Origin of the sequence: Hymenobacter yonginensis (assembly GCF_027625995.1) — a bacterium.
Classification (GTDB): Bacteria; Bacteroidota; Bacteroidia; order Cytophagales; family Hymenobacteraceae; genus Hymenobacter; species Hymenobacter yonginensis.
In genome coordinates this window covers 3782501-3808621 of the sequence record NZ_CP115396.1, presented here as the reverse complement: position 1 = coordinate 3808621, position 26121 = coordinate 3782501, and the positions used below count along the sequence as shown (strand labels likewise).

The following is a 26121-nucleotide window of genomic DNA, read 5'->3' as shown; positions in this document are numbered from 1 at the left end:
ATTTCGGAAATTCCGGTTGTATCTTCGCTGCGTTACTTATCCAGAAAGACCGAGGGATTGGGCCCGATGACGTCTTAGCAACCTGAAATAAAACAAGGTGCTAATTCCCTTTTCAGGGCCTTTGCGGGCGCTGGAAGAAGATAAGAACAGGATTCGCGTCCCGCGCGGCTCTTTCTGGATAGGCACTTTTTGCTGCTGATTTTCTTTAGAAGAGCCGATATGCCGACCGTCCTCCCTGCCCCCGCCACTACTTCCCCCCTCCACGACATCCTGCGTCAGCGCGTGCTGATTCTCGACGGCGCCATGGGCACCATGATCCAGCGCCACACGCTCACGGAGGAGGATTTCCGGGGCACGCGCTTCGCCGACCACCCCAAGCCCCTGCGCGGCAACAACGACCTACTCAGCCTCACCCGCCCCGATATCATCCGGGGCATTCACGACGAGTACTTCGCCGCCGGGGCCGACATGGTGGAAACCAACACCTTCAGCGGCACCACCATCGCCCAGGCCGACTACGCGCTGGAGCACGTGGTGTACGAGCTGAACTACGAGTCGGCGCGGCTGGCGCGGGAGTCGGCGGATGCCTTTACGGCCCTCACGCCCGACAAGCCGCGCTTCGTGGCCGGGGCCGTGGGGCCCACCAACCGCACCGCCAGCCTCTCGCCCGACGTGAACCGCCCCGGCTTCCGGGCCGTGACCTTCGACGAGCTGGCCACCGCCTACCTGGAGCAGGTGCGCGGCCTCGTGGACGGCGGCTCCGACGCGCTGCTCATCGAAACCATTTTCGATACGCTCAACGCCAAGGCCGCTTTGTACGCGGTGCAGAAGTTCTTTGATGAAGGCGGCAAAGTGGTGCCCGTCATGATTTCGGGCACGATTACCGACGCCTCGGGCCGCACCCTGAGCGGGCAGACGGTGGAGGCCTTCTGGAACTCCATCCGCCATTTGCCGCTGCTGAGCGTGGGCCTGAACTGCGCCCTCGGGGCCGACCAGCTCAAGATGTATATCAAGGAACTGAGCCGCATTGCCGACGTGCACATTTCGGCCTACCCCAACGCCGGTCTGCCCAACGCCTTCGGCGGCTACGATGAGTCGGCCCAGGAATTTGCGGGCGTGGTGGAAGGCTACCTGGCCGACGGCCTCGTGACGGTGGTGGGCGGCTGCTGTGGCACCACACCCCAGCACATCGGCGAGCTGGCCCGCCTGGCGGAGAAATACGCGCCGCGCACCCTGCCCGAGGTACCCAAAGCCACCCGCCTGAGTGGCCTAGAGCCGTTTGGCGTGTACCCCGACAGCCTGTTCGTGAACGTGGGCGAGCGGTGCAACGTGACCGGCAGCCGCGCCTTTGCCCGTCTCATCCGCACCGGCAACTACGAAGCCGCCCTGCAAGTGGCCCGCGACCAAGTGGAAGGCGGCGCGCAGGTTATCGACGTGAACATGGATGAAGGCATGCTCGACTCGGAGCAGGCCATGACCACCTTCCTGAACCTGATTGCCTCGGAGCCCGATATTTCGCGGGTGCCCGTCATGATTGACTCCTCGAAGTGGAGCGTGCTGGAAGCCGGCCTCAAGTGCGTGCAGGGCAAGAGCATCGTCAACTCGATTTCCCTGAAGGAAGGCGAGGACGTGTTCCGGCAGCGGGCCCGCACCGTGCGCCAGTACGGTGCCGCCGTGGTGGTCATGGCCTTCGACGAGAACGGCCAGGCCGATAACTACGAGAAGCGCATCGAAATCTGCCGCCGCAGCTACGACATCCTGGTGAACGAGGTCGGTTTCCCGGCCGAGGACATCATTTTCGACCCCAACATCCTGACGGTGGGCACCGGCATGGAGGAGCACCGCAACTACGCGCTGGACTTCATCGAGGCCGTCCGCTGGATCAAAGCCAACCTGCCCGGCGCCCTCACCAGCGGTGGCGTTTCGAACATCAGCTTCTCGTTCCGCGGCAACGACGTGGTGCGCGAGGCCATGCACTCGGCCTTCCTCTACCACGCCATCCGCGCCGGCCTGGACATGGGCATCGTGAACCCGAGCCAGCTGGCCGTGTACGACGAGGTGCCGCAGGATCTGTTGGAACTGGTGGAAGACGTGCTGCTCAACCGCCGCCCCGATGCCACCGAGCGCCTCGTGGACTTCGCCGACACGGTGAAGCAGAAAGACAAAGTGGAAGTGGTGGCCGACGCCTGGCGCAGTCTGCCGGTGAAGGAACGTTTGCAGCACGCCTTGGTAAAAGGTATTACCGAGTTCATCGACCAGGATACCGAGGAAGTGCGGCAGCTGGTAGGCCGCCCGCTAGAGGTGATTGAAGGCCCGCTGATGGCCGGTATGAACGTGGTGGGCGACCTGTTCGGGGCCGGCAAAATGTTCCTGCCCCAGGTGGTGAAATCGGCCCGGGTGATGAAGAAGGCGGTGGCCTACCTGGAGCCCTACCTGCTGGCCGACAAGCAGAGCGGCGACCGGCAGACGGCCGGTAAAATCCTGCTGGCTACGGTGAAAGGCGACGTGCACGACATCGGCAAGAACATCGTGGGCGTGGTGCTGGCCTGCAACAACTTCGACATCGTGGACCTGGGGGTGATGGTGCCGCTGGAGCGCATCCTCGACGAAGCCCAGAAGCAGCAAGTGGACGTTATCGGCCTGAGCGGGCTGATTACGCCGAGCCTGGATGAGATGGTGTACGTGGCCCAGGAGATGGAAAAGCGCGGTCTGAAAACCCCGCTGCTCATCGGCGGTGCCACCACCTCCCGCCTGCACGCCGCCGTGAAGATTGCGCCCAACTACAGCGGCCCCATCGTGCACGTGAACGACGCCTCCCGCTCGGTGGGCGTGGCCGCCGCCCTGCTCGGCTCGGCCGATGCGGAGTACGCCCGCACCGTGCGCGAGGAGTACCGCCAGTTGCGCGAGGACTACGCCGGCCGTCAGCGCGACAAAAACTACCTGACTATCGAGGCCGCCCGCGAAAACGGGTTCCAGGCCGATTGGGCCGCCACGCCCATTGTGAAGCCTACCTTCCTCGGCACCAAAACGCTGGAAGACTACGACCTGGCCGAACTGGCCACTTACATCGATTGGACGCCATTCTTCCAGACCTGGGAGCTGAAAGGCCGCTACCCGCGCATTCTGGAAGACCCGAACGTGGGCGAGGCCGCCACTCAGCTCTTCCACGACGCCCAGAAGATGCTGCGCCAGATCATCGACGAGAAGCTGCTCACGGCCCGCGCCGTCATCGGCTTCTGGCCCGCCAACACCGTCGGCCACGACACCGTGCAGGTGTTCACCGACGACAGCCGGACCAAAGTAGCCACCGAGTTTTTCACGCTACGCCAGCAGAGTGAAAAGGCCGAAGGCGTGCCCAACCTGGCTTTCTCCGACTTCGTGGCCCCGCTCGAAACCGGCCGGGCCGACTACATCGGCGGCTTTGCTGTCACGGCCGGCATCGGTATTGAAAAGCACCTGGAGCGGTTCGAGGCCGAGCACGACGACTACAGTAGTATCCTGATGAAGGCCCTGGCCGACCGCCTCGCCGAGGCGTTTGCCGAGCGCCTGCACCAGCGCGTGCGCGAGGAGTTCTGGGGCTACGACCCGGCCGAGAACCTCACCAACGAGGACCTGATTCAGGAGAAATACAAAGGCGTGCGCCCCGCTCCCGGCTACCCCGGCTGCCCCGACCACACCGAGAAAATTACCCTGTTCAACCTGCTCGACGCCGAAACCGCCACCGGCATCCGCCTCACCGAAAACCTGGCCATGTACCCCGCCTCGTCCGTGAGCGGCCTCTACTACGCCCACCCCGACAGCCGCTACTTCGGGCTCGGCCGCATCGGCCAGGACCAGGTGGCCGATATGGCCCAGCGCAAAAACATGCCCCTGCCTGAGCTGGAGCGCTGGCTGATGCCGAACCTGAACTACGAGCCGGCGGCAGTGCCCGTAACGGCAGGGTAGCCAGTAGCGCGAAGCCTTTGCTTCGCGTACCGTTGCTGATGGTGTTGTCACGCAGCCACGGCATCTGTTTTTATCAACGAAACGCGAAGCAAAAGCTTCGCGCTACATCCAATACTTCGCCACCTGCCAGTTGGCGCTTCTGATGAAAGTAACCGAACACCTGACCCGCGCCAACGGCAAAACGCTGTTTTCCTTCGAGGTCCTGCCCCCCAAAAAGGGCGAGAACATCAAGAACCTGTTCTCCAACATCGAGCCCCTGATGGAGTTCAAGCCGCCGTTTATTGACGTGACCTACCACCGCGAGGAGTACGTGTACCGCCAGCACCCCAACGGCCTGCTGGAAAAGAAAACCGTGCGCAAGCGGCCCGGCACCGTGGGCATCTGCGCGGCCATCAAAAACCGCTTCGACGTGGACACCGTGCCCCACCTTATTTGTGGTGGCTTCTCGAAGGAGGAAACCGAAAACGCCCTCATCGACCTGCACTTTCTGGGCATCGACAACGTGCTGGCGCTGCGCGGCGACCCTATTAAATCGGAAGGCAGCTTCAAGCCCGACCCCGACGGCCACGCCTACGCCTGCGACCTGATTGGGCAGGTGTCGGACCTGAACAAGGGTGCTTATCTGGATGAAAAGCAGGACGATACCTGGGCTACGGACTTCTGCATCGGCACGGCTGGCTATCCTGAGAAGCACTTCGAGTCGCCGAACTACGGGGCCGATTTGCGCTACCTCAAGCACAAGGTGGACCGCGGCGCCGACTACATCGTGACGCAGATGTTTTTCGACAACGAGCAGTTTTTTGCCTTCGAGAAGCGCTGCCGCGAGGCCGGCATTACGGTGCCCATCATCCCCGGCCTCAAGCCGCTCACCACCAAAAGCCAGCTCACGATGCTGCCCCGGGCCTTCTACCTCAACATTCCGGAAGAGCTGGCCGATGCCGTGCATCTGGCCCCCGACAACACGGCGGCCCGCGAAATCGGCATTGAGTGGTGCATCAACCAGAGCCGCGAGCTGATGGCCCACGGCGTGCCCTGCCTGCACTACTACAGCATGGGCAAGTCGGAGAGTATCCGGCAGGTGGCGGCGGCGCTGTTTTAACGGGTTTTTCGTTGTTTGTTTTTCGGTTTTCGTTGAAGTGAAAGCCTACGGGTTGTTGCCAGCATCGAAAACCGAAAAACAAACCACGACTAACGACCATGAACCCCGACGACCTGTTTGCGCGGCTGCGCGAGGCCACCGCCCCCACGGAGATTGAGGCGCTGCAGAACGGCATCTGGCAGCACTGGCTCACCACCCACGACCACCGCCTCGACAAGCACCTGGAGGTGGGCATGCGCGCCATGGCCGCCGGCGACTACACCCTGGCCATTGCCGAGTTCGACGTGCTGGTGCAGGCGCGGCCCGCCTACGCTGAGGGCTGGAACAAGCGTGCGACGGCCCATTACCTGCGCGGCGAGTACCGCGCCTCCATCCGCGACGTGCAGCAAACCCTGCGGCTGGAACCCCGCCATTTCGGGGCTTTGGCGGGCTGGGCCACTATGCGCCGTATGCTTGGCGACACGGCTGGGGCCCTGCGGCTGCTGCGCCGCCTGGAGAAGATCTGCCCGCACCAGCCGGGCCTGCAGGCGCAGCTCCGCGACCTGCTCGAACAGCTTGATAATCCGGAGAGCTGAGGCTGCAACGGCTTGTGTATCTGCTATAACACTTGTATATTTCCGGAATCTAACTTCTTGCTTCTACCCGGCAGGTTGTCGTTTTCGAAAGCTAATCAGGTCATTCCGGGGCCTATGCATACTAAAACGGGAGGTGACGGGGGCAGCGGCGGTGAAGATATAATTGAACTTTGCCACTAATTTTTTGCTCTGGCGGCAATGTGCTCTATCCCCCCTGAGCCGGCCGCAACGTCCTCCTTCCCACCCGTATGAAACAATTTTACTCTTTCGCGGCGCTCTGCGCCCTGTTGCTGCTATTGCTATGTCCCGGCGCTTCGGCGCAACAACGAATTCGCAAAAGCGAGCTGGAAAGTGGCGAGATGGACAAAGGCCGTAAAGTAGGCGTCTGGGAGTATTTCAGCCTCACCCGCGACGGCCGTCAGGTGCTGGTGCAGCGCTACGACCACACCGCCGGCAAGCTCTTATTCTACCGTCCCATCGAGGACATTCCGTACGAAGCGGAGGTGAGCCCCGGCCAGTGGACCCGCACCCGCGTGCAGCAGCCGCCGCTGTTTGTGGGCGGCGAGGCCGCGCTGGCGGCTTATATGGCCAAGCTCAACTACCCGGTGCAGGCCCAAAACAAAAATATTCAGGGCAAGGTGCTGGTGTCGTTTGCCATCGACACGCTGGGCCGTGCCTCCGGGCACAAGGTGCTGATGGGCATCGGGGGCGGCTGCGACGAAGAGGCGCTGCGCCTATGCCGCACCATTCCGCCTCAGTGGATTCCGGCCCGCCTGGCCGGGCGCGCCGTGCCGGTGGTGTACGAGCTGCCCTTCACGTTTCGGCTGCAGCAGCGCTAGGCCGGCTGGGGCGGCAGGCCTAACCTGAGTAGGGGTAGGTTACGTACATTTCGCCCATGAACCTGTTTCCTACCTTCCGCCTGCTGGCGGCTACCGGCGTGGCCGCCGGCGCTGCCCTGTTGCTCACCTCCTGCGACACCACCCCGCGTGAGCGCCAGGAAGTGGTGCGCGACGAAGTCCGCAACCTTGATACGCTGGCCGACCGCGCCGCCGCCAAGCTGCGCGTGGCCGGCCGCCGCGCCGCCCGCTTCGACTCCGTGTCGCGGGCCCGGGCGCGCCAGCCCATCAGCGACGCCGACGCCAGTACCTTCGCCAACGAGCTGCTGGGCACCTATGCTGGTATCGAGCAGCTGACGCCGGCCACCATCGAGCCGGCCTTCACGCAATTTATGCAGCAGGTGCGGGCCCGCCGCAAGGCCTGGACCCAGCGCGACTGGGACTACGCCACAGTTATCAGCCGCCGCCTCAACGCCCAGTTCCGCAAAATCCGCCTTGACATCAAAGGCCGCGACGAACTGCACATCCGGGCCCTCCAGACCGAGTTTACGGCCATGGAAACCAGCCGCGACGTGAAAGATCTGCGCGAGGCCGTGCGCGAGGAATAGCTTGTTTTTCCTTGTATCGGAGAGCCCTGCCGCCTGGCGGGGCTCTCTTTTTATGTATGTTGATTAGGGGAGGTGCCAGATGCGAAAAGCTCTTGAAAGGATTTCTGCCGCCCGATGGCTGGCTCTGCTGCTATGGTTGGGGGCCAATCCGGCGGCGGCCCAGCGCCCGATAAAAACGGCGGAAACTGTGCCCGGCGGTGAGTTATGGCTCAGCCCCGGCGACCAGCTGCAGGTGCGCCTGACCGGCGAACCGGGCGGGCGGGCCACGTTCCTGAACGGCCGGCCGCTGATTGAGCTGCCGCCCGAACAAGCAGGCGGGCAGCGCGGCATCTACCAGGGCAGCTACACCATCACCGCTGCCGACACCCTCGGCGGCTCCGCCGGCCGGCCCCTGTGGCTGCACCTGCGCCTGCCCGACGGCCGCCACGATTCCCTGGCCACCGCCGCGCCCGTGCGGGTACTCAGCCCCGACCAACCCCAGCTGGCCCTCACCCAGGGCGGGCTGGCCTACCTGAACTATGGCCTGGGTGAAGACCGGCTGGGCGGCGCCAAGCTCGGCTACCTCGACTCGCTGGTGGTGTTGCACGTGGTAGGGCGGGCTGCGGGCCAGTACCGCGTGCAGCTGGCGGCCGGCCAGCACGCGTGGGTGCCCGCTGAAGTGGTGCGTCTGCTGCCGCCGGGTGGCTTCGTGCCGGCCACGCTCACCGGCTCGTGGAGTGTGCAGGGCGACTCGCTCTACGACTACGTGCGCCTGCCGCTCAGCCAGCGCCTGCCCTACCGCACCCAGTTGCTCCAGAACCCCACCCGGCTGGTCGTGGATGTGTTCGGGGCCACGTCCAACACCAACTGGATAACGCAGCGCGCCGGCCTGCAGGAGCTGGGCGACGTGTATTACGAGCAGCCCCAGCCCGACGTGTTTCGGATGGTTCTGCCGCTGCGGCACCGCCAAAGCTGGGGCTACCACGTAGGCTACGTGCGCAATACGCTGGTGGTGCAGGTGGCGCGCCCGCCAGCCAAACTGCGCCTGAAGGGCTTGCTGGTCGCCATCGACGCCGGCCACGGCGGCACCAACACCGGCGCGGCCACCCCGGCCGGAATCCGTGAAAAAGACCTCACGCTCTCCATTGCCCGGCAGCTACAGCAGGAGCTGGAGCGCCGCGGCGCTCGTGTCCTCATGACCCGCACCGACGACCGCACTGTGGACAACGGCGACCGGGTGCTGCTGCTGCGCCAGCGTCGGCCCGCGCTGCTGGTGAGCATCCACGTGAATTCGGCGGGCAGCGCGGCGGCACGGGGTACGGCGGCTTTCTACCGCTACGTGGCGTTTCGGCCGCTGGCGGCGGCGCTCTACCAGCGCATGCAGGCCGAGACCGGCCTGCCGGGCTGGGGGCTGGTCGGCAATTTCAACTTTGGCCTGAATGGCCCCACCGAGTACCCCAACGCACTGGTGGAAACGGCCTTTCTCTCCAACCCGGAAGACGAAAAGGTGCTGACCGACCCCGCCGCCCAGCGCCGCATGGCGCAGGCCATGGCCGCCGGGGTGCAGGATTTTCTGCAGGCCTCGCGCGCAAAGGGCCTGCGCGGCTGGCTGCTGCGCCAGCCGGCCCGGGAGTAGCCGCGGCGGTATCGGGTGGCCGGGGTAGGAGGGGAGCTGCTGGGGGCGAAGCCGGACCTATAGCTTTTTAGCAAAAAATAGTTGGGCGTTTGCCGCTAATCGGCGTACAAAGCCGATATCTTCCTAAAAATCAGGCACGGCTTCCGGTCGTGCTTTGGGCGTTTCTGTTCTACCTCACCACCAAAACCACCATTCCTCATGGCAGAAGATTCTTTACTGGACCGTAGCCGCACCGTAGCCGGCCCCGGCTACAACCGCTGGCTGGTGCCGCCGGCCGCGCTGGCAGTGCACCTGGCCATCGGGCAGGCATATGCCTTCAGCGTGTTCAAAAAGCCCCTGGGCGCCCTCATCAGCGGCAACCCCGACGCCCCGGCCCCGGCCGACTGGACGCCCGGGCAGCTGGGCGTAATCTTCTCCATTGCCATTGTGCTGCTGGGCCTTTCGGCCGCCATTTTTGGTAAGTGGCTGGAGCGCGTTGGGCCGCGCAAGGCCATGATGGCGTCGGCGCTGTGCTTTGGCGGCGGCTTCTTCATTGCCGCGCTGGGCGTGCACCTGCACAGCATCTGGCTGGTGTATTTCGGCTACGGCTTCGTGGGCGGCATCGGGCTGGGCATCGGCTATATCTCGCCGGTGAGCACCCTGATCAAGTGGTTTCCCGACCGCAAGGGCGTGGCCACGGGCATGGCCATCATGGGCTTCGGCGGTGGCGCTATGATTGGCTCGCCGCTTGCCGTTACGCTCATGGACCACTTCAAGGCGGCTGGTACCGGCTCGCTGGGCGTGGCCGCTACGTTCCTGGCCATGGGGGTTATCTATTTGCTGTTCATGCAGTTCGGCGTCTGGACCATTCGGGTGCCTGCCGACGACTGGAAGCCGGAGGGCTATACGCCTTCCACCGACCACAACGCCCTCATCACCACCGGCAACGTAACGGCCGACAACGCCATCAAGACGCCGCAGTTCTGGCTGCTGTGGGTGGTGCTGTGCATGAACGTGACGGCCGGTATCGGCGTGCTCGAAACGGCTTCACCACTCATTCAGGAGTCGTTTTCGGATGCCGCTATGGGCGCCGGACGCGGCGTAACGGCGGCGGCCGCTGCCGGCTTCGTGGGTTTGCTGAGCTTGTTCAATTTGCTGGGCCGCTTCTTCTGGTCGTCGGCTTCGGATAAGCTGGGCCGCAAAACCACGTATGCCATCTACTTCGGCCTGGGCATTCTGCTCTACGCCCTGATTCCGACCCTGGGCGCCGGCGCCCAGCTGACGCTGTTTGTGGTGGTGTCCTGCGTGATTCTGACCATGTACGGCGGTGGTTTCGCCACCATCCCGGCCTACCTCTCCGACCTGTTCGGCAAGCTGCAGGTGGGCGCCATCCACGGGCGTCTGCTCACGGCCTGGAGTACGGCCGGCGTACTCGGCCCCGTGATTGTGAACTACCTGCACGGCAGCGCCAAAGACAAAGGCCTAGTGGGCGCGGCGGCATATCAGTCGGTGTTCTACACCATGGCAGTGCTGCTGGTGGTGGGCCTGATTGCCAACTTCCTGGTGAAACCTGTCGCCGAGCGGTATTTTGAGAAGGAGCCCGCCAAAAAAACAGTGGCCTAACCGCCGTATCACGTACTTCCTGACTTTCAATTCGATATGGAACCAAGAACGCAGAATTCCAACGCCGACGCCACGCCCAGCTCCACTGGCGCGCTGGTGATTGCCTGGCTGTTTGTAGGCGTGCCGCTGGCCTGGGGCGTTTCCCAGACCTTCATCAAGGCCCTGGCCCTGTTTAAGTAGCATCCTTCAAAATAAAATGGCCCTAAAACAAAAGAAGCACCCCGCGGGGTGCTTCTTTTGTTTTAGGGTACTGCGTGTTCAATGTGGAGTGGCAAACGCTGAGTATGAGCTATTTTGGTGACCAGTATAGCTCACTACTGAGTGTTGCCCTCAAATACTAAATACTCAGTACCTGATACTCAATACCGACCCCTGCCGCATGTTCGACGAGCCCACTGACCAGCCCATTGTGCTGCTGGCCTCCTTCGCCAACACCATCTCGGCGCATCTGGCCAAAAATCAGCTGGATGCCGCCGGCATCCCGAGCTTCCTGAGCAACGAAAACCGGCCCTACGGCCCCATATCCGGCGGCGTACGCCTGCACGTGCGCCAGCCCGACCTAGCCGCCGCCCAGGAACTGCTGGACGCCAGCCGCCCCACCATGCACGCTCTGGCCAGCTCCGACGACGAGGAAGCCCCCGCCACAGTCCGCTGCCCCCGTTGCCATCACCCCGACGTAGTGTGCCGCCACCAGCCCCAGCCCCAGGACAACCTGTTCGTAAAGCTGCGCCTGTGGCTGCTGGCCCCCGAGAAGCCCCAGTGCCACTGCTTCCAGTGCGGGCTGGATTTTGAAGCGTAGCAAACCCAAGTTGCGGAAGAGCCGCGTAGCGGCGACAGGTTTGTAGTAAGTCAGGTGCTATTTGCTAACAAGCCGCATAGCGGCGGCAGGTCTGTGGGACCATCTACCAGCGAATCTGTCGCCGCTACGCGGCTTTTACCGGTTGTTGATTGATAAACTACACACCTGCCGCCGCTACGCGGCTTCTCCGCAACTTGAGTTTGCTAGTTAAGCCGAAAGGGAAAAGCCGAAGCGCCTACACCCTGTCAGCTCTGGCTTTTCCCTTTTGACTTCGCTCACTACCCCCGAAACCGCCACACCGGCAGCACCGTGCCTGCGGGGAAATGTTCCTGTTCCGGCGGTAGCTCCAGGAAGCCGCTGGAGGTGAGCAGGCTGGCCATATCGCCGGAGCCGCCGGCCCGCTCGGGGGTGGCCAGCAGGCGGCCATCGGGGCTAGGCTCCAGGCTCACCAGCAGGAAGTGCGTCATGGGCGGCTTGAAGTCGATGGGGTGGGTGAGGACGGCGGGCACGGGCGCGGCTCCGGCGGCCGAGGTGCCGGCGGGCTGCTGTACGGCCAGCAGCCAGGGCCGGGCGTAGCGGTAGAAGTTCACGAACGTGGACACCGGGTTGCCGGGCAGCGCAAACACCACCGCCCCACCGGGCTGCTGCCCGAACCAGAACGGTTTGCCCGGCCGCTGCTTCACCTCGTGAAATACCTGCTCCACGCCCAGCTCCCGCAGCACTTCCGGCAGAAAATCAGCTTTGCCCATCGACACGCCCCCGCTGAGCACCACTGCATCGAAGCCGGCCAGCAGGGCGGGCAAACCCTGGCGCAAGGCGGCAGGGTCGTCGTCGAAGTGGAAGATTTCGGTGCGGGCCCCGGCGGCTTCGGCGGCGGCCTGGAGCATGATGGCGTTGGAGCGGCGGATCTGGTGAGCCTGGGGCTGCTCGGTGATGGGCACCAGCTCGTCGCCGGTGCTCACCACGGCTATCCGCGGCCGCCGCGACACGGCCACGGTGGCAGCGCCTACGGTGGCGGCCACGGCTACTTCGGCGGGTTCCAGACGGGTGCCGACGGGCACCAGCAAGTCGCCCTGCTGGCGGTCGGCGGCCTGGGGGTGCACGTTGTGGCCGGCCCGGGGCGGCAGCGCCTGCACGGTGGCCCAGCGCTGGCCGTCGGCATCGGTACGGAACGTGAGGTCCTCGTAGCGAATCACGGTATCCACGCCGGGCGGCAGCATGGCCCCAGTCATGATTTCCACGGCGGCCGTGGCCTCGGGAAGCGGCTGGGGCGGCTGGCCGGCAAACTGGGTGTGGTGGATGCGGAACTCCGTCTGGCCCGCTGCCAAGGCCTCGTAGCGCACGGCCATGCCGTCCATAGCCACCCGGTTGAAGGGCGGAAAATCCCGGTCGGCGCGCAGGTCCTCGCGCAGCACGCGGCCGGTGGTGAGGCTCAGGGAAAGATGCTCCACACCCAGCGGGCGAATGGTGGCGGCAACAAGGCGGGTGGCTTCAGCAACAGAAATCATAGGGATAAATGTAGCACAAGCTTTAGCTTGTGCCGTTTCCCAACGAATAAGGCCGCTGGTTGTTTGGAAAGGCGGATACAGAGACGCGACACTTCGCGTCTCGTCGTTGAACAGTTCGGAACCGTACCATTCAAACAATATCAGCAACGACGAGACGCGAAGTGTCGCGTCTCTACATCGGCCGGTAACCTTGTGTAGCTGACCGAATAGTAGCGCGAACTTTGTAGTTCGCGCCCCCGAACGATAACCGGACGACAGCCGCCCAAACGGCGCGGGGACGCGAACTGCAAAGTTCGCGCTACTTTCCGGGCGGTACTTTCGTACAGGCCTTACCCTTTACTTTTCCTCTAACCACAAGCTGAAGCTTGTGCTCCGTATGTCCGACTCCGCTAAACTCACCCACCTCAACGACGCCGGCCAGCCGGCCATGGTGGACGTGGGCGCCAAACAACCGACCCGCCGTGTGGCGCGGGCCCGCAGCCGGGTGATACTCGGCTCCGAAATCATGGCTCTGGTGAAGGAAGGCGACTTGCCGACCCGCAAAGGCCCCGTGTTTCAGACGGCTATTCTTGCCGGCATCATGGGGGCAAAGCGCACCTCCGAGCTGATTCCGCTGTGCCACCCGCTGGGCCTGGATAATTGCCAGGTAATCATAGAAGTGGATGGCCCCGATGCCGTGCTGATTGAGTGTACGGCTACCGTGACCGGCAAAACCGGGGTGGAAATGGAGGCCCTCACCGGCGCGTCGGTGGCGGCCCTCACCATCTACGACATGTGCAAGGCCCTTTCGCACGACATTCTCATTCAGGAAACCCGCCTCGTCAGCAAAACCGGCGGCAAACAGGACTTCCATCATGCTGGATAACGCCCCCACCGACAAATCCCGCACCAAGCATGCCCAGTTGGCTCGCCCGCACGGCGGCGAGTTCGGCCGCCACGAGCTGGCCATTCTGGGTGCCCCCTGTGGCCGCATCAAGGAGCTGGCCGCCCGGCTGCTGCCGCTGCTCACCGATACCCTGCGCGTGGCCTACGTGGACGCCGACCACGCCGCCGCCGATGCCGTGCGCAACGGCACCACTCCCGAAACCGGCATGCTGGCCGCCGGCGCCAACGCTGAGCTGACCGACAACATCCGCTTCGCCCGTCTCGACGTGAAGCGGCCCCTCGACCGGTTCAGTCAGCCCGAATTGCTGCAGCATCAAAGCCTGGTGCTGATAAACGGCAACCACTTCCGCGCCGCCCAGCAGCTGGTGATTCTGGACCCCGCCAAGCCTGTGGAAAAGAAGCTGGACCGCCTCACCGACGTGCGCGCCCTGCTGATCCCCGAAGGCGTCACGGAAGTACCCGCCTACCTTCGCGCCCATTTGGGAGAAGCCAACGTGCCGGTGCTGCCGCTGCACGATACTGCCGCTATTGCCCAACTGATTCTGGATGAATGGCGCGTCGCCGCGCCACCGCTGCGGGGCCTGGTGCTGGCCGGCGGCCGCAGCCAGCGCATGGGCCAGGACAAAAGCAAGCTGGTCTACCACGGCCAGGAGCAACGCGCCTACGCCGCCGAGCTGCTGGCCCCCTTCTGCCAGGACGTGCACGTTTCCTGCCGCCCCGACCAGGTGGTGGAGCTGGAATACGCCGGCCTGCGCCCCCTGCCTGATACCTTCACCGACCTGGGCCCGCTCAGCGGCATCCTCTCGGCCTTGCGCCTGGACCCCAACGCCGCCTGGCTGGTAGTGGCCTGCGACCTACCGTTTCTGTCCGAAACCACTCTGGCCCACCTGGTGCAGCACCGCCAGCCTGGCCGCCTGGCCACCGCCTTCCAGAGCCCCGAAAACGAGTGGCCCGAGCCGCTGATTACCATTTGGGAGCCGGCCAGCTACCCGCAGCTGCTGCGCTTCCTAAGCCTGGGCTACAGCTGCCCCCGCAAAACCCTCATCAACTCCGATGTGGCCGTGCTGCCCGCCCCTGTCCCCCAGGAGCTGCGCAACGTGAACACGCCCGAGGAAGCCGAGCAGGTGCGCCAGGAGCTGGAGTAACGCGTACACAAGAACGTCATGCAGAGCCTGCGAGTAATCTAGCGTGCTGAGGCTGAAACGCAAAAAAGAACGTCATGCTGAGTTTGCCGAAGCCTCTCGCGTGCTTACGTTGGGATAGTAACCCGAGGTCAGCACGCGAGAGGCTTCGGCAAGCTCAGCATGACGTTCTGCTTTTACCTAAAGCCGATGGACTTAACTAGCTGCTACGGGTGCGCCGCTACCCACACGTCACCGTCCTCGTAGAACTCCTTTTTCCAGATGGTGACCACCTGTTTCAGGGTGTCGATGATGTACTGGCAGGCAGCGAAGCTCTCGGCGCGGTGGGGCGTGGAGACGGCTACGACCACGGCCACGTCGCCGATGTGGAGGGTGCCTTTGCGGTGTATGACGGTTATTTTCTCCACCATCGGCCACTGCTCGGCGGCTTGCTCGGCTACTTTGCGGAGTTGGTGCAGGGCCATGCTGTCGTAGGCTTCGTACTCGAGACGCACCACGGGGCGGCCGGTACTCTTGTTGCGCACCGTGCCGATAAACGTGTTAATGGCGCCCGCCCCGTCGGCTTCCACGCTGCGCAGGGCAGCCAGAACGTCGATGGGTTGGTCGGTGAGGTCGATGTGGATCAAGGGAGGAATGGGATTGATTTGAGGTCGTGAAAAATGGCCGTCATGCTGAGCTTGCCGAAGCATCTCTACCTCAGACTAACTCAATTGTGAACACGAAGCGGTAGAGATGCTTCGGCAAGCTCAGCATGACGTTCTGGACTGCCTAAAAACTGACAACCAACAACTAGCAACTGACGCGGAAATTACCCACCGCTTACCGGCGGAATCAGGGCTATTTCGTCGCGCTCCTGCAGCGGGGTATCCTCGGCAGCATACTCGTTGTTGACGGCTACGGCCAGGCTGCTGAGGCGGGCCAGCTCGGGGTAGCGAGCATGCAGGCTCTGGAGCAGGCCCTGGGCCGACTGGCCTTCCGGCGCGGAAACTTCTAGTGTGGGCTGCCCCACGATTTCGCGGGCAATGCCGAACAAAGCAATTTTCAGATTCATGGGTTATCTGGTAATTCGTGGGCGAAACGGCGGGGCCGGTTCGGGTCGGTCGGCAAGTTTGCACCGAACCGACAAAACCCGGGCCGGAGCCCGTGGGTTGTTTACCCGAACGGAAAAGCCTGATTTACGTTGTTTGTTTCGTGGCTCCTGCTGCGCCGTTATTTCTCCCCTTCCCTTATGTCTTCTGCCGTACCCTCCGTTCTGTTTGATAACCATGGTCGCCCGCTGGAATACCTGCGGTTGGCCGTCACGGACCGGTGCAACCTGCGCTGCTTCTACTGCATGCCCGAGGAAGGCATCAAGTACCTGCCCAAGCAGGAGCTGCTGAGCTATGAGGAAATGGAGCGGCTGGTCGCCATCATGGCCGGACTGGGTGTGCGCAAAGTGCGCCTCACGGGCGGGGAGCCGTTCGTGCGCCGCGACCTAGTGCCGTTCATGGACCGCCTCAGCCAGATTCCGGGCATCACGGAGCTGACCATGACCACCAACGGCGTGCTTACCGCACCCCACGTGCCCGAGCTGGCCCGCATGGGCCTGAAAGCAGTAAACCTGAGCCTTGACACCCTCGACCGCGCCCGTTTCGCTAGCATCACCCGCCGCGACGAGCTGCCCCGCGTGCTCGACACGCTATACGCGCTGCTGGCGGCCGGCATCCGGGTGAAAATCAACGCCGTGGTAATGGACGGGCAGAACACTCAGGACCTGCTGCCGCTGGCCGAGCTGACCCGCGACCTGCCGGTGGATGTGCGCTTCATCGAGGAAATGCCCTTCAACGGCCACAGCCACGAAGCCACGCCCGCCACGTTGCCCTGGAATCACAACCGCATTAGGGAACATCTGGCGCTGAACCTGGGCGAGCTGACGCCGGTGCCTACCCGCTCCGGCGACACGGCCTCGCACTACACCGTGGCCGGCCACCAGGGCCGCCTGGGCATCATTGCGGCCTACTCGCGCACCTTCTGCGGCACCTGCAACCGTATCCGCCTCACGGCCGAGGGTGGCCTCAAAACCTGCCTCTACGACCAGGGCGTCCTCGACATTCGGGCCCTGCTGCGCGGCGGCTCCTCGGATGAGCAGATTGCTGACGCCCTGAAATCGGCCTTTCGCAACCGCGCCGCCAACGGCTTCGAGGCCGAAAGCCAGCGCCCCCTGCACCAGCTCAGTTTCGAATCGATGAGCACGATTGGGGGGTAAGCGGAGTTGCTGACGCATAACTTGCGGCCCCACTGCTGCACGTTTTGCCTCCCGCACCATGACCGTACTCCTAATCTGCCTGCTGTTCTTCAATCTGCTGTGCTTCCTGCTATTCGCCCTCGATAAACGGAAAGCCCAGCGCGGCCAGCGGCGCATTCCGGAAAAAACGTTGCACCTCGCCACGCTGCCGGCTGCGGCCCCCGGCGCGTGGGCGGCCATCCTGCTGCTGCACCACAAAAACCGCAAAGCCGCCTTCTGGAGCATCACGCTGCTACTGACGCTGCTGCAAGGGGCGGCGCTCTATTTTATGTGGACGTACCTGCCGGTGTCACTATAGCTATGGTGAACACAAACTACTGACTGAGAAGAAGCCCTTTGTGGTCATTTCCTGAGCAGTGTAGAGACGCGACACTTCGCGTCTCCTCGGATGCGCCGTCCGAACGAAATCGGCCAACGCTGAGACGCGAAGTGTCGCGTCTCTACAGGCTGCCTCCATCGTGCATAAAACTAGTGTGACCATGTAGTATCCCGTGTAAATCCGGTATCCTTGACCTACTATGAAGGTAGTATTCTGGATACTGGGTGTGGGGGCGGCGCTGTACGTGGCGGTGTGCGGGCTGCTGTATTTTCAGCAGGAGCGGCTGCTGTTCTTTCCTGCCAAGCTGCCCGCCGATTACCGTTTCCGGTTCAGCAACCGGTTTGAGGAACGGTGGATTCCGACGGCCGACGGCACCCGCCTGCACGGCCTGCTGTTCCCGGCCGATTCCGCTGCTAAGGGGCTGATTTTCTACCTGCACGGCAACGGCGGGGCACTAAATAGCTGGGGCGAGGTGGCGGCTACCTACACCCGGCTGGGCTACAGCGTGTTTTTGCTCGATTATCGGGGCTACGGCAAAAGCGGGGGCCGCATCAGCAGCCAGGCCCAGCTGCTCGCCGATGTGGATACGGCCTACCGGCAACTCACGCGCGAATTCCCGGAAGCCAAAACCGTGCTGCTGGGCTACTCGCTGGGCACCGGGCCGGCGGCGTGGCTGGCTGCCCGGCACCACCCGCGCCTACTGGTGTTGCAGGCCCCCTACGCCAGCATGCGGGCCATGGCGCGCCAGCATTATCCCTGGGTGCCGCCTCTCCTGGTGCGCTACCCACTGGCCACCGATGAGGTGCTGTCTCGCGTATCGGCCCCCATCGTCATCTTCCACGGCGACCAGGACGAGGTTATCAGCCCCACCTCCACGGCCCGGCTCCGGCAGCAGCTCAAGCCCCGCGACCAGTTCATCACCCTACCCGGTGCGGGCCACAACGGCATGACCGACAACCCCGACTACCAGCGCGCCATCCGGCAGGTGCTTGCGGAGTAGATATCAGTAGTGAGTATGCAGAAAATCATCAACAATATGATGATCAGGCGGATGAAGAAAATCTAACTACTAGATACTCACGTCTAACCACTCAAAACATGCCGTTGCCGCTTTTGTCCTCGGCGGGAATTACCTGCAGCACGTCCCAGTGCTCCACGATTTTACCAGCCTCGTCGAAGCGGAAGATGTCGATGCCGGCGTAGTCGTGGTTGTGGGGCCAGTGCTGGTGGCAGTGCAGCACTACGTGGTCGGCTTCGGCCAGGGCCCGACGGATGGTGACGTGCTTGCCGGGGTACTCGCGCTGCATCCGCTCGAAATAGTCGATAAAGCCCTGCTTGCCGTCGGCTACGTGGGGGTTGTGCTGGATGTACTCGTCGCCCACGTAGCGCCGGATGGCTTCGGCGGGCTGGCCGTCGTTGAACATCAGCTGGTAGAAGGCAATGGCCGTTTGTTTGTTCTGCTTGGGTGATGCCATGAGAAGGAAGGTTGGATGCAGCTGGCTGTACGCAGGAGCTTGCGCTTGGGTGGAGCCCCGCGGGTTTTCTACCTTCGGGCCCTGATGCTGCCTTCTTCCCCTCACCCGTTTCTGCTCACCGGCCTGCTGGCCCTGCTGCCGCTTGCCGCCTCGGCCCAGACCAACGCCGTTCCCGACCGCCAGGTGGGCACCTGGCTCATCGGCACCGTGGTGCTGCCCGGCGGCCCCAAGCACTGGGGTGGCTACGCCGAGGTACAGACCCGCGCCAACGGCCTGGGGCGGCAGTTTTTCTACACCGAGCTGAAAGGCGGCGTGAGCTACGACGTAGCCAAGAACTTCACGCTGATGCTGGCCGGCGGCCGCTACTCCACCGCCGACTACCGCGACCTGAGTGCCGGTCCCCTGAACGTGGAAGGCCGCCTGTGGCAACAGCTCACCCTCACCCAGCTGACGTCCCGGCTCAAGCTGGAGCACCGCTACCGCATGGAGGAACGGTGGTTCCGCTTCCGCGACGACGTGGTGCCCGCGGGCCAGCGCCGCTACCGCACGCGCCTGCGCTACCGCTTCAACACGCTGCTGCCCCTCAACCACCCCACCTTCACCGACCACACCGCGTTCCTGACGGTGTATGACGAGGTGTTCTTTAACCCGCGCGGACCGTTCTTTGAGCGCAACCGGCTGTTTGCGGGCCTGGGCTACCAGTTCGATAAGCACCTGACGGTGCAGGCCGGCTGGCTGAACCAAGCCAACTACACGCCCGCCAGCTACCGGCAGAACGTCTTCACGCCCCAGACCACCGTGGCCAAAAACAACGTGGCCCTGTCCGTCATCTACCGCTTGAGCCGCAAAATCAGCTCCACTACCCCCGAGTTCGTGCCCTCTCAGCCGGATTAAGGAGCTACTTGCCCAGGCCCACCCAGCCGCGTTGCATGGCGTAATAGAGCGCCGTGCCTACCACTAGGCCTATCAGGTAGCCATACGGCAGGCCGCTACACAGCAGGCCCACCAGCAACGCCAGCAGCAGGTGGCCGCGCGACTCGCTGATGTCGCGCAGCAGGGTGGCCAGCGTCAGCGCTTCAAACAGCAGCAATACACCCAGGATAGGGAGGGGAAAAATATCCACTATCTGTCGGAATCCTTGGCTGAAAAATAGCCCCAGCGCCATGAACAGCACGCCATACAGCACCACCGACCCGCCCGTGCGGCCGCCAAACGTGTAGTGCCCCACCATGCCACCCGAGCCGTGGCACGAGGGAAAGCCGCCCAGAAACGGGTTTACCAGGTTCATAAGGGCGTAGGTGAGGCTGATCTGCCGGACCGTAAGGTTACGCTCCGGGAAGTAGTCGTGCGCCACTTGGCGGGTCGCCAGCACCGAGTTGCCCAGGGAAAGCGGAATCTGGGGAAGCGCCAGCAACACTGCGCCGGTGGCAATATCGGGCCACTGCGGCACGTGCCAGGTGGGTAGGTGCAAGCCCAGGGCTCGGTGCGCCGTGGCAAAATCCAGCTTGAACAGCAGCCCGTAGCCCACGCCCAGCATCAGCACCACCAGCGCCGCCGGCCAACGGCGGTTGCCCAGCAGCACCGCCGTCAGCAGAAAGCCCGCGGCGGCCAGCATGTAGCCTGGCAGGCCGTCGGCAGGCACATAGTCTTTGAGCGCCAGCGTGGCCAGCTGCAGGGCCAGCCCAAACTGAATGCCCCGGATAACCGGCTTGGGCACCAGCCGCGCCAGGGCGTCAATCAGCCCCGTCACCGACAGCACCAGCATACTCACGCCAATCGCCAGCCCGCCCCCGAAGATGATGCGCCCCGGAATTTTCTGGGCAATAACCAGCGCGGCAAACGCTTTCAGCGGCTGCACCGGCATCGGCATGCCGTACCACAGACCCGTAAACACCTGCATCAGCCCATACATCACCAGAACCCCCGCACTGTCCATGCCCGACGCCCCAATGATGCCGATGAGCAAGGGCAGGTCGGTGCCTAGGTTCCCGAACGCACCGGCCAGTTCGTTTCGGTCAAACCGAATGCGTAGGTGGGGGCGGGAGGAAGCGGTAAGTGGCATTATAGGATTGAGCAGCTGAATGAAAGGGAGGTGGAGTGACGCTAGGTCGCCGGGGCCGCAGCTCACCGAAGGGGTTGACTCAGGCCTGCCCCAGTTGGGCATGTTCTGAGGTTTCCCAGACCAGCAGGCCTCCTTCCAGGTTCAGCAGGTTGGTGAAGCCATACGTAGCCTGAAGCTGTCCGATGGCCTTGGCGCTGCGGGCACCACTGCGGCAATACACCACCACCGGATGATGGCGCGGGATAGAAGCCACCCCGCTGGCTAGGTTGCCGAGCGGCAGCAGCGTAGCACCCGGCAAGTGGCCCTGCACGTATTCGTGGGGCTCACGCACATCCAACAAAAACGGAGGTTGGGTCGATTCCAGCGCCAGTCGCAGCTCATCGGCCGTAATGCCCGTAATTGCCGGCCCGCACAAATCAGCGTAGTCGGCCGTGTTGGCGGTGTCGAGGTTGATAGCGGCCTGCTCGGGGCGGCGGGCGAATTTGAGGGCGCGCGTCTGAAACGTGAGGGCATCGAACAGCCAGAGCCGGCCGCTGAGCACTTCGCCAATACCCAGCACCACCTTCAGCGCCTCGGTGGCCTGGGCCATGCCCACCAGACCGGGCAGCACGCCCAGCACGCCGGTAGCGTCGCAGTTGGGAGCTTCCTGAGCCGAGGGCGGCTGCGGAAACAAGCAGCGGTAGGTGGGCCCGCCCTGGTAGTTGAACACCGATACCTGCCCCTCAAATTTGTAGATGGCCCCCGAAATCAGCGGCTTATTGAAGCTCACGCAGGCATCGTTGAGCAGGTAGCGGGTCGGGAAGTTGTCGGAGCCGTCTACCACCACGTCGAATTTGCCGACCAGCTCGCGCACGTTGCCCAGCGTCAGGCGGCAGTTGAATACCTCCGTGTTGATGAGCGGGTTGAGGCGGCGCAGGGCCTGGGCGGCGGTAGCGGCTTTGGGCTGGCCCAGGTCGGCGGGGCCGTACAGAATCTGCCGCTGCAGGTTGCTGCGGTCCACTTTGTCGGCATCCACGATGCCGAGCGTGCCCACGCCGGCGGCGGCCAGGTACTGCAGAATGGGGCAGCCCAGGCCACCGGCGCCCACCACCAGCACTCGGGCCGCCTTCAGCTTCTCCTGGCCTGCCTCCCCGATTTCGGGCAGCTGCAGGTGGCGACGGTAAATCTGGCGTTCTTCGGAAGTGAGCATGGCAAGGGAAATAGGAAAGTCGTAAAGATGGGCCGCCGCCGTCGAATGGCCGACAAGTACCGCCGCAGGCATCGGCCAGGCTAGTTCTGCCGTAAGCCCCAGAGCCAGGCGGTGCAGGCGCGGGCTCAGCGGCCGGTCTGCTTGGTTTTGTGTCGCGCCAGGCTCTTCAAAACTCCCAACCTCTTCGGAAGGTTACTTAATTACAAGACCACGGCTTCGGCCCGGCCTTCCTGCTCCTTTCCTCTTACGTGTTACCTGCCGTGTCTGCTCCCGTTTTCCTGCCCCCTACCAGTTACGACTACGTTACCGTGCACAAGGTGCAGGGCGAAACTGTAACCGAAGCCTCCGATGTGCTAGCCGCTGAGGAGCCGCTGGAAATCCGCCTCGGCTACGGCCCCGCCGACCAGCGCCAGCACCGCACCCTCAGCATTACGATGCGCACGCCCGGCCACGATTTCGAGCTGGCGGCCGGCTTCCTGTTCACCGAAGGCATCATCCGCAGCCGTCAGGAGTTGCAGGGCGTCATCTACTGCCCCGACGTGGAGAAGGAAGAGGAGCGCGAAAACGTGGTGCGCGCCGAGCTAGCCCCCACCGCCTCCCCCGATCTGCCGCGCCTGGAGCGCCACTTCTACACCAGTAGCAGCTGCGGCGTCTGCGGCAAAACCAGCATCGAGGCGGTACACGCGGCGGCCTGTCCGGTGCTGCCCGCGGCGGGGCCCTACGTGCCGGCCGGCGTGCTGCACCAGCTGCCCGAGCGGCAGCGCGCCGCCCAGGACCTGTTCGAGCAAACTGGCGGCCTGCACGCGGCGGCCCTGTTTTCGCCGGAAGGCGAGCTGCTGCTGCTGCGCGAAGACGTAGGCCGCCACAACGCCCTCGACAAAGTAATTGGCGCGGCGCTGTTCCAGGAGCTGCTGCCGCTGCACAACGCCGTGCTGCTAGTCAGCGGCCGGGCCTCGTTCGAGCTGGTGCAGAAAGCGGCCGTGGCCGGCATTCCGGTGCTGGCCGCCGTGGGCGCCCCCAGCTCCCTGGCCGTCTCCGCCGCCCGCGACTTCGGCATGACCCTCTGCGGCTTCGTGCGCCAGAACCGCTACAACATCTACTGCCACGACTGGCGCATCACGCAGGCCGGTGGCGAGCGGGACGGTACCAAGTAAAAGAATATAGAACGTCATGCTGAGCGCAGCCGAAGCATCTCGCGTGCTGACATTGCTTCACTAGCCCAGGGTTTAAACCCTGGGCTACGGAGTGGGTGTTGTTTAACAACATCAGCACGCGAGATTCCTCGCAGGCTCGGAATGACGTTCTGCTTATCTTCCCCTCATCACCCCATTCCTCTATCACCCCATCACCCCCACATGAAGCTCCGCCTCGAAGACAATACGCTGCGCCTGCGCCTGGATGAGCCGGAGGTAGCCGCCTTCCGGCAGCAGGGCCGGCTGGAAACGGTTGTGCCTCTGGGCCTGACCGCCGCCGACTCTCTTACGTATACCCTCGAACGCGACCCAACGGTGCCGGCTCTGGCCGTGTGCCACGAGGCGGGCCGCGTGCGGGTGCTGGTGCCGGCCACGGTGGCCGACGGCTGGACTTCCTCGGAAGCCATCAGCCTGCGCGGCACTCAGGAAGTTACTGACAACCAAGTCGTCCATATCTTGGTAGAAAAGGACTTGGGCTGCAAACATTAGTAGCCCGCGCCGTTTTGTATTTCTACCACCACCGCTCAAATCCCACTCCGCATGGAAGATTCCCCGAAATCCGACCCCGCCAAGGCCGGTAACCAGCAGCAGCAAAAAGCGGAAAATGCCCCTAAAAGCGGCGAACGGAGCGACCAGGGCGAGGCTCCGGCTCCCGACCACTACCGCCCCGACCCCCAGAGTATGCGCGACGAAAGCAACATCACGCCGGCCGAAGTGGCCAACGCCAAATACACCAACCCCATCCTGGCCCAGCCGCCGGAAGCCCTGACCGGCCTGACGCTGGATGCCCCGGCCAAGATAGCGGCCGGCGTAACGGCCGTGCTCAAAAGCATGGAGTTCAGCTGGAAGGAAGGCGGCCTCGACCGGGGCACGCGTGGCCTGCTCAAGATGAACCAGAAGGACGGTTTCGACTGCTCCAGCTGCGCTTGGCCTGATCCGGACGACCACCGCTCGGTAGCGGAGTTCTGCGAGAACGGCGCCAAAGCCACCGCTTCGGATGCCGATGACAAGGCCGCTGGTCCCGAGTTCTTCGCCAAGCACAGCCTGGCCCAGCTCTCCCAGATGACGGACCGCGACCAGAACAACGCCGGCCGTCTCACGCACCCGATGGTGAAGCGCCCCGGCGACAACCACTACTCGCCCATTGCTTGGGCCGATGCTTTCAACATCATTGCCAAGGAGCTGAACGCACTGGACTCGCCCGATGAGGCCCTGTTCTACACATCGGGCAAAGTGCCCAACGAGCCGGCCTTCCTGTTCCAGCTCTTCGCCAAGCAGTTCGGCACCAACAACCTGCCCGACTGCTCCAACATGTGCCACGAAAGCAGCGGCGCGGCCCTGAGCCCCACCCTGGGTTTGGGCAAAGGCTCCGTCACGCTCAACGACATCTACGAGGCTGAGGTGATTCTCATCATCGGTCAGAACCCGGGCACCAACCACCCACGCATGCTGTCGGCCCTGCAGAAGGCCAAGAAGAACGGGGCCAAAATCATCAGCATCAACCCGCTGTTGGAAGCCGGCCTCAACCACTTCAAGAACCCGCAGGACTTCATGAACCCCTTCAAGGCGCTGGGCGCGTTGCTGGGCGACGGTACGCAAATCACCGACCTGTTCCTGCAGGTGCGCGTAGATGGCGACATGGCCCTGTTGCGCGGCATCATGAAGCACCTGTTCGAGGCCGAGGACCGCAACCCCGGCCAGGTAGTGGACCGCCCGTTCATCGACAAGTACACCACCGGCTTCGAGTCGTTCGAGCAGAACATCCGCAACACGCCGTGGGAGGATATCGAGGAGTTGAGCGGCATTTCGCGGGCGCAGCTGCTGGAAGCGGCCAACATCATTGCTCCCAAGCAGAAGATCATCACCTGCTGGGCCATGGGCGTGACGCAACAGCGCCAGGGCGTGCAGACTATTCAGGAAATCGTGAACCTGCAGCTCATGAAGGGCGCCATCGGCAAGCCCGGTGCGGGCACCTGCCCGGTGCGCGGCCACTCCAACGTGCAGGGCGACCGGACGATGGGCGTATGGGAGCAGCCCACCAAGGAGTTCCAGGATGCGCTGGGCAAGGAGTTCAACTTCCAGCCGCCCTACGAGCACGGCCTCGACGTAGTCGATTCCATCAAAGCCATGTATAAAGGCAAAACCAAGGTATACTTTAGCCTAGGCGGCAACCTGCTCGCCGCCGGCCCCGACACCGAAGTTATTGCTGAAGGCATGCGCAAGCAGAAGCTCACCGTCTTCGTGGGCACCAAGCTCAACCGCGGCCACCTCGTGACCGGCGAAACCAGCCTCCTGCTGCCCTGCTTCACCCACGCCGACGTGGACATGCAGCGCAGCGGTCACCAGATGACCTCCTGCGAAAACTCGATGGGCGTGGTGAGCCAGAACAAAGGCATTTTGGTGCCGCTGCCCGGCCAGATGATGAGCGAAGTGGCCATCATTGCCGGTGTGGCCATTGCCACCCTGGGCGAGAAAACCAACATTGCCGACTGGGTGGCTATGACGGAGAACTACGACGTCATCCGCGACCATATCAGCCGCGTGATTCCGGGCTTCGAGAACTTCAACGAGAAGCTGCGCCGCCCCGGCGGGTTCTATCTGCCCAACGGCCCCCGTGAGCGGAAATTCACCACCAAGAACGGCAAGGCCAACTTCACCACCACCGAGTTTCAGAAGTACCAGCGCGAGCTGGAGCCCGGCCAGCTGGTGATGATGACCGTGCGCAGCCACGACCAGTTCAACACCACCATCTACGACTATAACGACCGGTACCGGGGCGTAACGGGCGAGCGGCGTGTGCTATTCATGAACGAGCAGGATATGGCCGAGCGCGGCCTCAAGTCCAAAGACCTGATTGACATCACCAGTCACTACCTGGGCTCCACCCGCACCGTGGAGAAGTTCCTGGCCATTCCCTACGACATTCCGAAGGGCAACGTGGCCGCCTACTTCCCCGAGGCCAACCCGCTGGTGCCCATTGCCAGC

At 63.6% G+C, this 26121-nt stretch carries 24 protein-coding genes and 1 riboswitch (1 of these 25 running past the window's edge); of the genes, 18 read left to right on the top strand and 6 right to left on the bottom strand.

The window, feature by feature from the left end:
• Positions 1-33: 33 nt before the first annotated feature.
• Positions 34-147: riboswitch (SAM riboswitch) on the top strand.
• Positions 148-219: 72 nt separating this feature from the next.
• The 9 genes from metH to O9Z63_RS16365 all read left to right on the top strand — a co-directional run bounded on the left by metH (position 220) and on the right by O9Z63_RS16365 (position 11079).
• A complete protein-coding gene (metH, locus tag O9Z63_RS16405; protein WP_270126423.1) occupies positions 220-3945 on the top strand; it encodes a methionine synthase in 3726 nt (1241 codons plus the stop codon).
• Between the two features lie 142 nt (positions 3946-4087).
• Positions 4088-5044, top strand: coding sequence for a methylenetetrahydrofolate reductase [NAD(P)H] (gene metF, locus O9Z63_RS16400; RefSeq protein WP_270126422.1), 957 nt, complete (start codon positions 4088-4090; stop codon positions 5042-5044).
• Positions 5045-5142: 98 nt separating this feature from the next.
• The gene (locus O9Z63_RS16395; RefSeq protein WP_270126421.1) at positions 5143-5619 is read left to right on the top strand and encodes a tetratricopeptide repeat protein; all 477 of its coding nucleotides are present in this window, start codon (positions 5143-5145) and stop codon (positions 5617-5619) included.
• A 248-nt stretch (positions 5620-5867) separates the two neighbouring features.
• On the top strand, positions 5868-6458 hold the full coding sequence (locus O9Z63_RS16390; protein WP_270126420.1) for an energy transducer TonB: 591 nt from the start codon (positions 5868-5870) through the stop codon (positions 6456-6458).
• A 56-nt stretch (positions 6459-6514) separates the two neighbouring features.
• Positions 6515-7063, top strand: coding sequence for a hypothetical protein (locus O9Z63_RS16385; protein WP_270126419.1), 549 nt, complete (start codon positions 6515-6517; stop codon positions 7061-7063).
• Positions 7064-7142: 79 nt separating this feature from the next.
• Positions 7143-8678, top strand: a complete 1536-nt coding sequence (locus O9Z63_RS16380) for an N-acetylmuramoyl-L-alanine amidase (RefSeq protein WP_270126418.1) — start codon at positions 7143-7145, stop codon at positions 8676-8678.
• A 198-nt stretch (positions 8679-8876) separates the two neighbouring features.
• Positions 8877-10280 carry an L-lactate MFS transporter gene (locus tag O9Z63_RS16375; RefSeq protein ID WP_270126417.1) on the top strand — a complete coding sequence of 468 codons (1404 nt, stop codon included), beginning with the start codon at positions 8877-8879 and terminating at the stop codon, positions 10278-10280.
• A 36-nt stretch (positions 10281-10316) separates the two neighbouring features.
• Positions 10317-10460: an MFS transporter small subunit gene (locus O9Z63_RS16370; RefSeq protein WP_197062975.1), complete on the top strand. Its 144-nt coding sequence runs from the start codon at positions 10317-10319 to the stop codon at positions 10458-10460.
• A 199-nt stretch (positions 10461-10659) separates the two neighbouring features.
• Positions 10660-11079: a putative signal transducing protein gene (locus O9Z63_RS16365; protein WP_270126416.1), complete on the top strand. Its 420-nt coding sequence runs from the start codon at positions 10660-10662 to the stop codon at positions 11077-11079.
• A gap of 278 nt (positions 11080-11357) precedes the next feature.
• Here the strand turns inward: O9Z63_RS16365 and O9Z63_RS16360 are convergent, their stop codons facing one another.
• Positions 11358-12587, bottom strand: coding sequence for a molybdopterin molybdotransferase MoeA (locus O9Z63_RS16360; RefSeq protein ID WP_270126415.1), 1230 nt, complete (start codon positions 12585-12587; stop codon positions 11358-11360).
• Positions 12588-12963: 376 nt separating this feature from the next.
• On the opposite strand from O9Z63_RS16360, the gene moaC reads away from it, so the two are divergent.
• Both moaC and O9Z63_RS16350 read left to right on the top strand, forming a co-directional pair.
• A complete protein-coding gene (gene moaC / locus O9Z63_RS16355) occupies positions 12964-13452 on the top strand; it encodes a cyclic pyranopterin monophosphate synthase MoaC (RefSeq protein ID WP_270126414.1) in 489 nt (162 codons plus the stop codon).
• Positions 13442-14617, top strand: a complete 1176-nt coding sequence (locus O9Z63_RS16350; protein WP_270126413.1) for an NTP transferase domain-containing protein — start codon at positions 13442-13444, stop codon at positions 14615-14617. Before moaC ends, O9Z63_RS16350 begins: the two co-directional genes overlap by 11 nt.
• 203 nt (positions 14618-14820) lie before the next feature.
• Here O9Z63_RS16350 and O9Z63_RS16345 read toward each other — a convergent pair whose 3' ends face one another.
• Both O9Z63_RS16345 and moaD read right to left on the bottom strand, forming a co-directional pair.
• Positions 14821-15240 carry a molybdenum cofactor biosynthesis protein MoaE gene (locus O9Z63_RS16345; protein WP_270126412.1) on the bottom strand — a complete coding sequence of 140 codons (420 nt, stop codon included), beginning with the start codon at positions 15238-15240 and terminating at the stop codon, positions 14821-14823.
• A 182-nt stretch (positions 15241-15422) separates the two neighbouring features.
• Positions 15423-15665 carry a molybdopterin converting factor subunit 1 gene (gene moaD, locus O9Z63_RS16340; RefSeq protein ID WP_270126411.1) on the bottom strand — a complete coding sequence of 81 codons (243 nt, stop codon included), beginning with the start codon at positions 15663-15665 and terminating at the stop codon, positions 15423-15425.
• 177 nt (positions 15666-15842) lie between these two features.
• Here moaD and moaA point away from each other — a divergent pair, with 177 nt between their 5' ends.
• The 3 genes from moaA (at position 15843) to O9Z63_RS16325 (ending at position 18217) form a co-directional block, all read left to right on the top strand.
• Complete coding sequence (moaA, locus tag O9Z63_RS16335; RefSeq protein ID WP_270126410.1) at positions 15843-16859, top strand: GTP 3',8-cyclase MoaA; 1017 nt, start codon at positions 15843-15845, stop codon at positions 16857-16859.
• Positions 16860-16917: 58 nt separating this feature from the next.
• The gene (locus O9Z63_RS16330) at positions 16918-17196 is read left to right on the top strand and encodes a DUF1294 domain-containing protein (RefSeq protein WP_270126409.1); all 279 of its coding nucleotides are present in this window, start codon (positions 16918-16920) and stop codon (positions 17194-17196) included.
• 220 nt (positions 17197-17416) lie between these two features.
• Positions 17417-18217 (top strand): alpha/beta hydrolase, encoded by an 801-nt coding sequence (locus tag O9Z63_RS16325; protein WP_270126408.1) that lies wholly within the window; start codon positions 17417-17419, stop codon positions 18215-18217.
• Positions 18218-18308: 91 nt separating this feature from the next.
• On the opposite strand, the gene O9Z63_RS16320 is transcribed toward O9Z63_RS16325, so the two are convergent.
• Positions 18309-18692 carry a nuclear transport factor 2 family protein gene (locus O9Z63_RS16320; RefSeq protein ID WP_270126407.1) on the bottom strand — a complete coding sequence of 128 codons (384 nt, stop codon included), beginning with the start codon at positions 18690-18692 and terminating at the stop codon, positions 18309-18311.
• 84 nt (positions 18693-18776) lie between these two features.
• Between O9Z63_RS16320 and O9Z63_RS16315 the strand changes: the two genes are divergently transcribed.
• The gene (locus O9Z63_RS16315) at positions 18777-19586 is read left to right on the top strand and encodes a DUF2490 domain-containing protein (protein ID WP_270126406.1); all 810 of its coding nucleotides are present in this window, start codon (positions 18777-18779) and stop codon (positions 19584-19586) included.
• 4 nt (positions 19587-19590) lie between these two features.
• Here O9Z63_RS16315 and O9Z63_RS16310 read toward each other — a convergent pair whose 3' ends face one another.
• Together O9Z63_RS16310 and moeB are read right to left on the bottom strand one after the other, a co-directional pair.
• The gene (locus O9Z63_RS16310; protein ID WP_270126405.1) at positions 19591-20754 is read right to left on the bottom strand and encodes a putative sulfate/molybdate transporter; all 1164 of its coding nucleotides are present in this window, start codon (positions 20752-20754) and stop codon (positions 19591-19593) included.
• 79 nt (positions 20755-20833) lie between these two features.
• The gene (moeB, locus tag O9Z63_RS16305; RefSeq protein WP_270126404.1) at positions 20834-21943 is read right to left on the bottom strand and encodes a molybdopterin-synthase adenylyltransferase MoeB; all 1110 of its coding nucleotides are present in this window, start codon (positions 21941-21943) and stop codon (positions 20834-20836) included.
• 260 nt (positions 21944-22203) lie between these two features.
• Here moeB and fdhD point away from each other — a divergent pair, with 260 nt between their 5' ends.
• The 3 genes from fdhD to O9Z63_RS16290 all read left to right on the top strand — a co-directional run.
• Positions 22204-23097, top strand: coding sequence for a formate dehydrogenase accessory sulfurtransferase FdhD (gene fdhD, locus O9Z63_RS16300; RefSeq protein ID WP_270126402.1), 894 nt, complete (start codon positions 22204-22206; stop codon positions 23095-23097).
• A 201-nt stretch (positions 23098-23298) separates the two neighbouring features.
• The gene (locus O9Z63_RS16295; RefSeq protein WP_270126400.1) at positions 23299-23625 is read left to right on the top strand and encodes a DUF7009 family protein; all 327 of its coding nucleotides are present in this window, start codon (positions 23299-23301) and stop codon (positions 23623-23625) included.
• Positions 23626-23676: 51 nt separating this feature from the next.
• Positions 23677-26121, top strand: partial view of an FdhF/YdeP family oxidoreductase gene (locus tag O9Z63_RS16290; RefSeq protein ID WP_270126398.1) — the 5' portion only. The gene runs 117 nt beyond the window's last position; the window shows 2445 of its 2562 coding nt (coding positions 1-2445); it begins with the start codon at positions 23677-23679; the stop codon falls past the right edge of the window.

What these genes read in the sequence shown, in the direction of transcription:
- metF (WP_270126422.1), top strand. Translation starts at nt 4,088, where the DNA reads ATGAAAGTAACCGAACACCTGACCCGCGCCAACGGCAAAACGCTGTTT.
- moaC (WP_270126414.1), top strand. Translation starts at nt 12,964, where the DNA reads ATGTCCGACTCCGCTAAACTCACCCACCTCAACGACGCCGGCCAGCCG.
- O9Z63_RS16375 (WP_270126417.1), top strand. Translation starts at nt 8,877, where the DNA reads ATGGCAGAAGATTCTTTACTGGACCGTAGCCGCACCGTAGCCGGCCCC.
- O9Z63_RS16370 (WP_197062975.1), top strand. Translation starts at nt 10,317, where the DNA reads ATGGAACCAAGAACGCAGAATTCCAACGCCGACGCCACGCCCAGCTCC.
- O9Z63_RS16380 (WP_270126418.1), top strand. Translation starts at nt 7,143, where the DNA reads ATGCGAAAAGCTCTTGAAAGGATTTCTGCCGCCCGATGGCTGGCTCTG.
- O9Z63_RS16350 (WP_270126413.1), top strand. Translation starts at nt 13,442, where the DNA reads ATGCTGGATAACGCCCCCACCGACAAATCCCGCACCAAGCATGCCCAG.
- O9Z63_RS16295 (WP_270126400.1), top strand. Translation starts at nt 23,299, where the DNA reads ATGAAGCTCCGCCTCGAAGACAATACGCTGCGCCTGCGCCTGGATGAG.
- O9Z63_RS16390 (WP_270126420.1), top strand. Translation starts at nt 5,868, where the DNA reads ATGAAACAATTTTACTCTTTCGCGGCGCTCTGCGCCCTGTTGCTGCTA.
- moaD (WP_270126411.1), bottom strand. Translation starts at nt 15,665, where the DNA reads ATGAATCTGAAAATTGCTTTGTTCGGCATTGCCCGCGAAATCGTGGGG.
- O9Z63_RS16395 (WP_270126421.1), top strand. Translation starts at nt 5,143, where the DNA reads ATGAACCCCGACGACCTGTTTGCGCGGCTGCGCGAGGCCACCGCCCCC.
- O9Z63_RS16360 (WP_270126415.1), bottom strand. Translation starts at nt 12,587, where the DNA reads ATGATTTCTGTTGCTGAAGCCACCCGCCTTGTTGCCGCCACCATTCGC.
- O9Z63_RS16310 (WP_270126405.1), bottom strand. Translation starts at nt 20,754, where the DNA reads ATGCCACTTACCGCTTCCTCCCGCCCCCACCTACGCATTCGGTTTGAC.
- moeB (WP_270126404.1), bottom strand. Translation starts at nt 21,943, where the DNA reads ATGCTCACTTCCGAAGAACGCCAGATTTACCGTCGCCACCTGCAGCTG.
- O9Z63_RS16315 (WP_270126406.1), top strand. Translation starts at nt 18,777, where the DNA reads ATGCTGCCTTCTTCCCCTCACCCGTTTCTGCTCACCGGCCTGCTGGCC.
- O9Z63_RS16320 (WP_270126407.1), bottom strand. Translation starts at nt 18,692, where the DNA reads ATGGCATCACCCAAGCAGAACAAACAAACGGCCATTGCCTTCTACCAG.
- O9Z63_RS16385 (WP_270126419.1), top strand. Translation starts at nt 6,515, where the DNA reads ATGAACCTGTTTCCTACCTTCCGCCTGCTGGCGGCTACCGGCGTGGCC.
- metH (WP_270126423.1), top strand. Translation starts at nt 220, where the DNA reads ATGCCGACCGTCCTCCCTGCCCCCGCCACTACTTCCCCCCTCCACGAC.
- O9Z63_RS16325 (WP_270126408.1), top strand. Translation starts at nt 17,417, where the DNA reads ATGAAGGTAGTATTCTGGATACTGGGTGTGGGGGCGGCGCTGTACGTG.
- O9Z63_RS16330 (WP_270126409.1), top strand. Translation starts at nt 16,918, where the DNA reads ATGACCGTACTCCTAATCTGCCTGCTGTTCTTCAATCTGCTGTGCTTC.
- O9Z63_RS16365 (WP_270126416.1), top strand. Translation starts at nt 10,660, where the DNA reads ATGTTCGACGAGCCCACTGACCAGCCCATTGTGCTGCTGGCCTCCTTC.
- moaA (WP_270126410.1), top strand. Translation starts at nt 15,843, where the DNA reads ATGTCTTCTGCCGTACCCTCCGTTCTGTTTGATAACCATGGTCGCCCG.